Source organism: Caballeronia sp., from assembly GCF_049581465.1.
Taxonomy (GTDB): domain Bacteria; phylum Pseudomonadota; class Gammaproteobacteria; order Burkholderiales; family Burkholderiaceae; genus Caballeronia.
In genome coordinates this window covers 1-9,728 of record NZ_JBAUSA010000825.1, presented here as the reverse complement: position 1 = coordinate 9,728, position 9,728 = coordinate 1, and the positions used below count along the sequence as shown (strand labels likewise).

Genomic DNA, 9,728 nt, shown 5'->3' with positions numbered 1-9,728 from the left:
GCCTAGCAGGATGGATTGCGCCGCCGAGACGATTGCCTGGAGGCCCGACCCGCAGAGCCGGTTGACCGTGAGCGCAGGCGCGTGCTGCGCCACGCCTCCGTTGAGCGCCGCGACCCGCGCCAGATACATGTCTTTCGGCTCGGTCTGGATCACGTTGCCGAAGACCACATGACCGACGTCCTCGCCGGACACTTTTGCCCGCGACAACGCCTCGCGCACCACTTGCGCGCCAAGGTCGGTCGGGCTGAAGTCCTTCAGCGCACCGCCGAAGTCGCCAATTGCCGTACGCACGCCGCTGATCACCACCACTTCACGTTGCATCGCGAACCCTCCTTCGTTTTACTTGAACGTCCCCAAGAAACTCAGACTTCGCCCCACAGATCGTGACCATCTGCACCGGTGATCTTTACGGAAACGAAGTCGCCTGCCTTGTATCGCTTCGACGCTTTCTTCGCCGGTTCTATATACACCACGCCATCGATTTCCGGCGCATCCGCCGCGGTGCGCCCAACGCCGCCTTCGGCACTGGTTTCATCGACCAGCACTTTGAGCGTCTTGCCGATCTTGCGCTTCATCCGTTGCGCCGACAATTCCTCGGCCAGTTCCATGAAGCGGGCGCGGCGTTCCTCGCGTACTTCGTCGGGCAACGCGCCGTCGAGTTCATTCGCCGTCGCACCCTCTACCGGCGAATACGCGAAGCAACCCACGCGATCCAGGTCGGCTACGCGAAGGAAATCGAGCAACGTCTGGAACTGCTCTTCAGTTTCGCCCGGAAAGCCCGCGATAAACGTGCTGCGGATCGTCAGGTCGGGACACATCGCGCGCCACTTCTGCACGCGCTCCAACACCTTTTCGGCATTTGCCGGGCGCTTCATGCGCTTGAGCACCTCCGGGTGCGCGTGCTGGAACGGGACATCCAGATAAGGCAGGACGTGACCCTTGAGCGCGCCTTCGGCCATCATGGGGATGACTTCATCCACGCTCGGGTACGGATACACGTAGTGCAGGCGCACCCACGCGCCGTATTGCACGGCCAGTTCGCCCAGCGCGCCGACGAGATCCGTCATGCGCGTCTTGACCGGCTTACCGTTCCAGAAACCAGTGCGATATTTGACATCGACGCCATACGCGCTCGTGTCCTGCGAGATCACGAGCAGTTCCTTCACGCCGGACTTGAAAAGGTTTTCCGCTTCGAGCATCACGTCGGCCACGGGCCGCGAGACCAGGTCGCCGCGCATTGAGGGGATGATGCAGAAGGTACAGCGATGATTGCAGCCTTCCGAGATCTTAAGGTAGGCGTAGTGACGCGGTGTCAGCTTGATACCGGCGGGCGGCACGAGGTCGATGAACGGATCGTGCGGCTTGGGCAAATGCTTGTGCACGTGGATCATGACTTCGGCAGTGGCATGCGGCCCGGTCACGGCGAGCACCTTCGGATGCACCTCCTCGATCAAGCCCGTCCCGCTCGAACTCTTTTTCGCGCCCAGGCAACCCGTCACGATCACCTTGCCGTTTTCGTGCAGCGCTTCGCCGATGGCATCAAGACTCTCCTGCACGGCTTCATCGATAAAACCGCATGTATTCACCACGACGAGGTCGGCGCCGTCATATGAACTCGAAATCTCGTAACCTTCGGCCCGCAGTTGCGTGATGATCTGCTCGGAATCGACGAGCGCCTTCGGACAACCGAGGCTTACGAACCCGACTTTAGGAGCCGAAGAGGACGGCACGACGGGGGAAATGGTCTGCGACATAGGTGGGTCCGGCGGATAGCGGTGACGATGGCGACAAATGGGGACAGTGCGGCAAGGCTAAGGGTCCGATGTCTCTGAAGACCGCAGCCCGGACAACGTCCCGCGCACGTAACCGCTTATTGTACCGCGGCGACGGGGGTACAGCCGGTCAACTGGCCGAGCGTTGCCGGATCGAGTAACCCGAGGGCTGCATTTTGATGTGCCGGTACCCAGTCATTGAATGGCAGAGCGCCCTCGATCACTCCGAGTATTTCGCGCGAATCTTGCAGGTGCCGGATGGCTGCATGCAGCTCGGCAGCCTGCGGCCAGGTCCGCTTGAGATAGCTGAGCCACATTTTGACGCGTCCATGCTCGTGACGTGCCACGACACGGACTTGCAGTTTTCTCAGGTAGTCGGCAAGTTGACCCAGCATGGCCGGCCATTCCTCGCTGGAAGGCGTCGGGTCCATGAGTCCGCGGATGCGCAAAGCCAGGAAAGGATCCGAGACGGCGCCGCGCCCGATCATCACGTCCGCGCAGCCGCTGACCGCCCGGCACCGCTGCCAGTCGGCCACGGTCCAGACCTCTCCGTTGGCCACGACCGGGACGTCCACTGCGGCATTGATGCGCGCAATCCACTCCCAGTGGGCCGGCGGCCGGTAGCCATGGTCACGTGTCCTGGCATGCACAACCAGGGAGGCGGCGCCTCCTTCCGCCAGCGCCGTGGCACAGTCGATCGCAAGCGACGTATCGGACACACCGAGCCGCATTTTTGCTGTCACAGCGATGCCGGCAGGCACCGCTGCGCGAACGGACGACATGATCCGGTTCAGTTGTTCGGGGTGCGCCAGAAGCATCGCGCCGCCGCCGTGCCGATTAACGATTTTGGCGGGGCAGCCGAAGTTCAGATCGACGCCATGCGGTGACAGACTGGCCGCCTTGGCCGCATTCAGCGCCATCCATTCAGGGTCGCTTCCGAGCAATTGGATCACCACTGGCGTGCCAGCGCGTGTACGGGCTCCGTAAAGGACTTCGGGCGTTTCTCTCTCGTAGACACGTTCGGGCAGTACCGAGTCCGTGACCCTGATGAATTCGGACACGCATCCATCGAATCCACCCGTGCTGGTCAGCACGTCACGCAGCACGTAGTCCGCAAGCCCTTCCATGGGCGCAAGAAATAGCCGGCTCATGCGAAAACGGCGCGTAAGCTGCTTTTGCGAATCTTACGGTCAGCCAAGGGAGACAAAGCCGACCTTGGGCGCAATATTCGTCTTAGTGGTTGTTTTTAATATCTTTTTCACGGGCACGACATCCAGATGTGAGGCAAGCGCAGCAGCACGCCTGCACAAAATAATACAGAGCCAATTCGATATTTTAACCGGTGTCTGACTTCACTATGCTTGACGGCCCCGAGCCAGCCGATTCTCCTCTCGAGAACTGCCTGGGCCATCGCGCGTCTGAAACAGGTGATTCAGTTTCTCTCTTCACCGACGCCGGCTCGATCAGGAAGGCAACGGCCTCGCTTCCACAGGCGTCGGCAGGAACCGACGCAGGCAAGGCAGAACGCTTGCGCTTTATACCCAAATGGATATAATTTCCCTGAATGATAATAAAGTCAAAAACGCTGCACTGGGTCGGTTCCGCCAAGAAAGACTTGATGGCGATGCCCGAAACAGTCAAGGATACGTTTGGCTATGCCCTCCATCTCGCACAGGCAGGATCAAAGCACACGGTTGCGAAGCCACTATCTGGCTTTGGATCGGCGGGCGTGCTCGAAGTGGTGGAGTCGGCCGATGGCGGAACGTACCGCGCCGTGTACACCGTGAAAATCGCGGACGCGGTGTACGTGCTGCATTGTTTTCAGAAAAAGTCTATGCAAGGCATTGCAACACCCAAGCCGGACATGGACGTAATCCGGAGCCGGTTGAAAGCAGCCGAGAATCACGCTCAAGGAGCGCAGAAATGATTAAAATCGAAGAAAGCAGCGGCAACGTATACGCCGATTTGGGCGTGACCGACGCTGACGAAATGCTCGTTAAGGCGCAGCTAGCGACGAAAATTGGCGAGATCATCAACCGCCGACACTTGACGCAAATACAAGCCGCAGAAGTGCTCGGAATGACCCAGCCGAAGCTATCTAATATGCTGCGCGGACAGTTTCGCGGCATCAGCGAGTCGAAGATGCTGGACTGCCTGGCGAGACTTGGCCGCGACGTAAAGATCGTGGTTGGCCCTGCGCGTCGATCTGCTAAAGCCGGGCGCATCGAGGTTGTGTTCGCCGGGACCGCTTGAACAGAAGCCACGCGCGGGAGAAGACGAGGACGTCGATGTACTCGCCTCGTACTTCGTCAATCAAGCTGGCACGCCTACTTTTTCTCGGTCGTTGTCGTGGTGGTCGTCGCGTTCGTCGCGCTCGCGGCGCCTGGGGGCGTCGGAAACGGGAATGTCTTGAACATCGACTTCGCCTGGGTCTGCATCTGCTCCTGCATCTGCACGAACATGTTCTTGGATTGCTCGATATAGCTCGTCATCATGCCTTGCATCATCGGCGCCTGCATGTTCATGAACTGCGACCAGACCTCCGGATTCAGCGTCGTGGGGTTGCCCTCGATCATTCCCTTCGATTGATCCGAAAGCTTGTGCTGGATGTCGATAAAAGCCTGGATATTCTTTTCCAGATAAGTGCCCATCATGCCCTGCATGGCGTTGCCATAGAACCGGATGATCTGCGAAAGCATCGTCGATGAAAACATCGGCAGGCCACCGCTTTCCTCTTCCAGAATGATCTGCAGCAGGATGTTGCGCGTCAGGTCATCGTTGGACTTCGCGTCCATCACCTTGAATTCTTCCTGATCGAGCACGAGTTGCTTGACGTCCGCGAGCGTGATGTACGTGCTCGTCTCGGTGTCGTACAGCCGGCGATTCGGATATTTCTTGATGAGTCGTTCGGCGGATTTCTTTGTAGTGGTCATGTAGCGCCTTTAAACGCGAAACTCAAACTGTGCCGGCGAACCCCGCTCGATCGATCAAGCGACGCAGGCCGCCGGTCTCTTGTAATACCGTGCTTCGGACGCACGGCCAAATTGCCCCCGATGCACGGCGCGTGCGGCGCAGGGTCTCTTGCGCGCCGCCCGAAGGCTCTCAGCCCATGTGCAAACCACCATTCAGCGAGAAGTCGGCGCCCGTGGAAAAGCCCGATTCTTCAGAAGCAAGCCACGCCACGATCGAGCCTATTTCTTCCGGTCGTCCGAGCCGGCGAACGGGAATCGTCGCGACAATCTTCTCAAGCACGTCCGGGCGAATCGACTTCACCATATCCGTCCCGATATAACCCGGCGAGATCGTGTTGACCGTCACGCCCTTGGTCGCCACTTCCTGCGCGAGCGCCATCGTGAATCCGTGGATTCCGGCCTTCGCGGTGGAATAGTTGGTCTGGCCGAACTGCCCTTTCTGCCCGTTCACCGACGAAATGTTGATCACCCGTCCGAAGCCGCGTTCGACCATCCCGTCGATCACCTGCTTCGTCACATTGAACAGACTCGTCAGGTTGGTGTCGATGACGGCCGTCCAGTCGTCGTGGGTCATCTTGCGGAACACGACGTCGCGTGTAATACCCGCGTTGTTCACCAGGATGTCCACTTCACCGACTTCGGCCTTGACCTTGTCGAAGGCGTTCTTGGTCGACTCCCAGTCGCCCACGTTGCCTTCGGAAGCAATGAACTCGTAGCCCAGCGCCTTTTGCTCTTCGAGCCATTTGACCCGGCGCGGCGAATTCGGCCCGCAACCCGCGACGACCGTGTAGCCGTCCTTATGCAGCCGCTGGCAGATACTCGTGCCGATGCCGCCCATACCGCCCGTTACGTACGCTACTCGCTTCGTCATCGCTCGCTCCGTTTGTCGATTTGTCGTTATGCGTCACGCGGCGTCCGGCCGACCGGCACGCCGCGCGCCTGAGCCCTTGCGGGCCCTCTCCCGGGTTCACATACGCTCAAGCGCAAGCGCCACGCCCATGCCGCCCCCGATACACAGCGACGCCAAGCCCTTCTTTGCATCGCGCTTCTGCATTTCATGCAGGAGCGTGACGAGAATCCGGCAGCCGGACGCACCGATCGGGTGGCCGATCGCAATCGCGCCGCCGTTCACGTTCACCTTCGACGTGTCCCAGCCCATTTGCTGGTGCACTGCAAGCGCCTGCGCCGCGAAGGCTTCGTTAATTTCCATCAGGTCGAGATCGGACGCCGACCAGCCCGCGCGTTCCAGGCATCGTTTGGATGCCGGCACCGGACCCATGCCCATCACCTTCGGATCGACGCCCGCGTTCGCGTAAGCCTTGATCCGCGCGAGCGGCGTGAGGCCGAGCGCGTCGGCTTTTTTCGCCGACATCACGATCACGGCGGCGGCGCCGTCGTTGAGGCCTGAAGCATTGGCGGCAGTGACGGTGCCTTCTTTCGAAAACGCCGGTTTCAGCGAGGCGAGCGACTCGGCCGTCACACCGTGACGCACGAATTCGTCCGTCGCGAAACGCACCGGGTCACCCTTTCTTTGCGGGATTTCGACTGGCACGATTTCGTCGTTGAAGCGGCCTGACTTCTGCGCCGCTTCCGCCTTGTTCTGCGACAACGCCGCGAATTCGTCCTGCGCCGCACGGGAGATGCCGTATTCCTTCGCGACGTTTTCCGCCGTCGTGCCCATATGGATCGAATTGAATGCGTCCCACAAGCCATCGACGATCATGCTGTCGATCAGCTTGGCGTCGCCCATGCGGAAGCCGTCGCGCGAACCCGGCAACACATGCGGCGCCGCGCTCATGTTTTCCTGGCCCCCAGCGATCACGATGTCGGCGTCGCCCGCGATGATCGCGTTGGCCGCCAGCATGACGGCCTTCAGGCCGGAACCGCAGACCTTGTTGATGGTCATGCCCGGCACGGAATTGGGCAGGCCCGCCCTGATCAGCGCCTGGCGCGCGGGATTCTGGCCCGAGCCGGCGGCGAGCACTTGGACGAGAATCACTTCGCTGATCTGCTCGGGTTTCAGGTTGGCGCGTTCAAGCACGGCGCGCAGCACGATTGCGCCGAGTTCAGGCGCGGGGATCTTCGCCAGCGACCCGCCGAATTTTCCAACGGCCGTCCGTGCAGCCGATACGATCACTACGTCAGTCATTTTCAGTTCCTTTAGGCTTCAAATTGGCTTCGAAAATTTGGGCCGGGTTTGCTCGATGGCCATTCTTTCGGCGCAGCAAATAATTGACCGCTACGCGCCGTGCTTTGAACACTGTTGACCTGTCGCCATCGAAAAGCAATCCGGTTCGATCCGCATGTCGTGCTCATGGCCGGTTGCGCGCCGTGATCGCCGCATACATGCGGGGCAACTGCTTCACTGGTCCCGTTTCAGGACATATCGCCCGGGCGCAGGCTCGATCACCGGGAAATCGGCCGAACCCAGTTGCGCCTTGGGCTTGATCTTCTTGCCGCCATACCCGTCGAGCCATTCCGTCCAGGTCGGCCACCAGCTGCCAGGGTGTTCCGTCGCGGCTTCGAACCATGCATCGGAATCTTCCGGCAGGGTTTTGTCGTCGGTATCCAGAACCCAGAAACTGCGTTTGTTCTTGGCGGGCGGATTAATCACGCCTGCAATATGGCCGGACGCGCCCAGCACGAACTTCTGCGGACCACTCAGCAACGGCGCCGACGCATACGCCGCCGTCCACGGCACGATGTGATCCTCGCGCGAGCCGTAGAGAAACGTAGGCACGTCGATCGACGACAGGTCGACCGGTTCTCCGCACGTCTTCACTTCACCGGGCTTGCGCAGCTTGTTTTCAAGATACGTGTTGCGCAGATACCAGACGAACATCGGCCCAGGCAAGTTGGTGGAATCGCTATTCCAGAACAGCAGGTCGAACGCTTGCGGCGTGCGGCCCTTCAGGTAATTGTCGACCACGTAGTTCCACACCAGGTCGTTCGGGCGGAGAAACGAAAACGTGTTCGCGAATTCGAGACCGCGCATCAACCCGGGCCGGCCGCCGTTCATGCCGCCGATGCTTTGCTCGCGCATCTTGACATGCTGCTCGTCGATGAAAACGTCCAGCACGCCCGTATCCGAGAAATCGAGCATGGCGGTGAGCAAGGTCATCGACGCCGCCGGGTGTTCGCCGCGCGCCGCCAGGACCGAGAGCGCTGTGGCAAGCATGGTTCCGCCCACGCAGAAACCTAGCGTATTGATCTGCTCGCGGCCGCTGATCCGCTTCACGACGTCGATAGGCGTCAGCACGCCTTCTTCGATGTAGTCGTCCCACGTCTTGTGCGCAATCGACTCATCCGCATTGCGCCACGAGATGATGAACACCTGATGACCGGCGTCGAGCGCATGCGCCACGAGCGAGCCCTGGGGCTGCAGATCAAGGATGTAGAACTTGTTGATGCACGGCGGCACGATCAGCAGCGGCCGTTCGCGAACCGTCGCGGTATGCGGCGTGTACTGGATCAGTTGCAGCAGGTCGTTCTCGAACACGACCGAGCCTTCTGTCGTCGCAATGTTCTTGCCGACCTGGAAACCGGATTCATCACTTTGCGCAATCTTGCCGCGCTGCATGTCGGCGAGCAGGTTCATCATGCCTTTTTGCAGGCTTTCGCCGCGGCTGTCGATCAACGCCTGCTGTGCTTCCGGATTGAACACGAAGTAATTGCTCGGTGCCGCTGCAGCGGCCCATTGCTGCACGCCGAAACGAATGCGCTCACGCGTTTTCGGATCCGCGTCGACCGCTTCGGCGAGCTCCTGCAGATAGCGGGCGTTCAGCACATACCACGCGGCTGTGAAGGCGAAGGCCGGCGTGGATTGCCACGCTGTCGTGTTGAAGCGCCGGTCCTTGAGCGTCGAAACGTCGATGCTTTGGGCGTTTGCCTGCTGCATGAGTTCCATTGCGTCGCGCGAGTACGAAGCCTGGAGTTCCTTGAGGCGTTCCGGCGAGATTGCGGCGGCCGGAATCTGCGGCATCGCGGGCAGGCCGGACAGGGACGGCATGGCTAATGGAGATAGGCCGGCGCCAGCGGCAAACCCTGGAAGCCCAGGAAACGCATTCGCAGCGCCCGATGTTCCCAGGCCTGGAATCGCTTGCGCCATGAGCTTTTGCCATTGCGCTGGATCGGCGATTTCCTTCCACGTGTTCAGCCACTGCTCGAACAAATTCTGCACGGCGGCGGGATCGATCGGCGGGATGCCGAAGGGTAAATTGGGCGGCGTCTGGGCAGAAGAGGATGCACCAGACGAATCTGACGACGATGAAGTAGATTTGGAAGCAGTCATACCCGCGTTTGACCTGAGCGTCCCGAAAGACTGAGTTGCTGATGCAGGCGTGATGCGAAGCCGCGCGATGTGACCTTGCTACGCCGTGCGCGTTTGCGAAACATTCTTGCTCCGCGTCGCCAGGCATGTCAATGCATCGTTCCGATTTTGCCGCAGCGCGATATTTTTTTCATTATCGTTTTCCCCATGCATTTGGGGAATGGATGCTGCGGGGGCGGTCTTGCTTCGGGGACCTCAGCCGAGTCCCTTCCCGTCCAGCCAGATCATGGCGGCCATGCGCCCCGTCGCCCCATCCCTTCGATACGAATAGAACCGCTCCGCTTCCGTGACAGTGCAATGCGTACCGCCGTGAATATTTCCTGATGGCACGCCCGCGCCGCTCAGGCGCAAACGGGCGAGCGCATAGAGGTCGGCGAGATATTTTCGCTTGTCCTCGCGCTGGGCAAACGCAGTTGCCGTTAAATCCCGTACCGCGGGCTCAGCCGCGCCGATAAACGCATCCAGCACGTCCTCGCCGACTTCGAACGCAGACGGTCCAATTGCCGGCCCCAGCCACGCGTGAATCGTCTCGATTCCAGATCCGGCAAGGTTTGCGACGCGATCCGCTGTTTTCTCCACGATTCCCGCTGCCAGCCCGCGCCATCCCGCATGCGCCGCGCCGACCGCGCGGCCGGCGGCATCGCAAAGCAAGAC

General features: G+C 60.4%; 9 protein-coding genes and 1 pseudogene. 2 read left to right on the top strand and 8 right to left on the bottom strand.

Annotation, left to right across the window (positions count from 1 at the left end):
* The 3 genes and pseudogenes from WCA53_RS20350 to WCA53_RS20340 form a co-directional block, all read right to left on the bottom strand.
* Positions 1–321, bottom strand: a pseudogene (locus WCA53_RS20350) (acetyl-CoA C-acyltransferase); the annotation flags it as partial.
* A gap of 41 nt (positions 322–362) precedes the next feature.
* Positions 363–1,754 carry a 30S ribosomal protein S12 methylthiotransferase RimO gene (gene rimO, locus WCA53_RS20345; RefSeq protein WP_423914879.1) on the bottom strand — a complete coding sequence of 464 codons (1,392 nt, stop codon included), beginning with the start codon at positions 1,752–1,754 and terminating at the stop codon, positions 363–365.
* A 116-nt stretch (positions 1,755–1,870) separates the two neighbouring features.
* Entirely contained in the window at positions 1,871–2,923 is a 1,053-nt protein-coding gene (locus tag WCA53_RS20340) for a tRNA dihydrouridine synthase (protein WP_423914878.1), read from the bottom strand.
* 413 nt (positions 2,924–3,336) lie between these two features.
* On the opposite strand from WCA53_RS20340, the gene WCA53_RS20335 reads away from it, so the two are divergent.
* Entirely contained in the window at positions 3,337–3,699 is a 363-nt protein-coding gene (locus WCA53_RS20335; RefSeq protein ID WP_423914875.1) for a type II toxin-antitoxin system RelE/ParE family toxin, read from the top strand.
* Positions 3,696–4,025 carry a helix-turn-helix domain-containing protein gene (locus tag WCA53_RS20330; RefSeq protein WP_423914871.1) on the top strand — a complete coding sequence of 110 codons (330 nt, stop codon included), beginning with the start codon at positions 3,696–3,698 and terminating at the stop codon, positions 4,023–4,025. Before WCA53_RS20335 ends, WCA53_RS20330 begins: the two co-directional genes overlap by 4 nt.
* A gap of 74 nt (positions 4,026–4,099) precedes the next feature.
* Here WCA53_RS20330 and phaR read toward each other — a convergent pair whose 3' ends face one another.
* The 5 genes from phaR to WCA53_RS20305 all read right to left on the bottom strand — a co-directional run.
* Positions 4,100–4,705: a polyhydroxyalkanoate synthesis repressor PhaR gene (gene phaR / locus WCA53_RS20325; RefSeq protein ID WP_423914866.1), complete on the bottom strand. Its 606-nt coding sequence runs from the start codon at positions 4,703–4,705 to the stop codon at positions 4,100–4,102.
* 169 nt (positions 4,706–4,874) lie between these two features.
* Entirely contained in the window at positions 4,875–5,615 is a 741-nt protein-coding gene (locus tag WCA53_RS20320) for a 3-ketoacyl-ACP reductase (protein ID WP_423914861.1), read from the bottom strand.
* A gap of 96 nt (positions 5,616–5,711) precedes the next feature.
* Positions 5,712–6,893 carry an acetyl-CoA C-acetyltransferase gene (locus WCA53_RS20315; protein ID WP_423914858.1) on the bottom strand — a complete coding sequence of 394 codons (1,182 nt, stop codon included), beginning with the start codon at positions 6,891–6,893 and terminating at the stop codon, positions 5,712–5,714.
* Positions 6,894–7,106: 213 nt separating this feature from the next.
* A complete protein-coding gene (gene phaC, locus WCA53_RS20310) occupies positions 7,107–9,035 on the bottom strand; it encodes a class I poly(R)-hydroxyalkanoic acid synthase (RefSeq protein ID WP_423914856.1) in 1,929 nt (642 codons plus the stop codon).
* A gap of 234 nt (positions 9,036–9,269) precedes the next feature.
* Positions 9,270–9,728 (bottom strand): polyphenol oxidase family protein (locus tag WCA53_RS20305; RefSeq protein WP_423914853.1); only part of this gene is annotated, 459 nt, incomplete at its 5' end.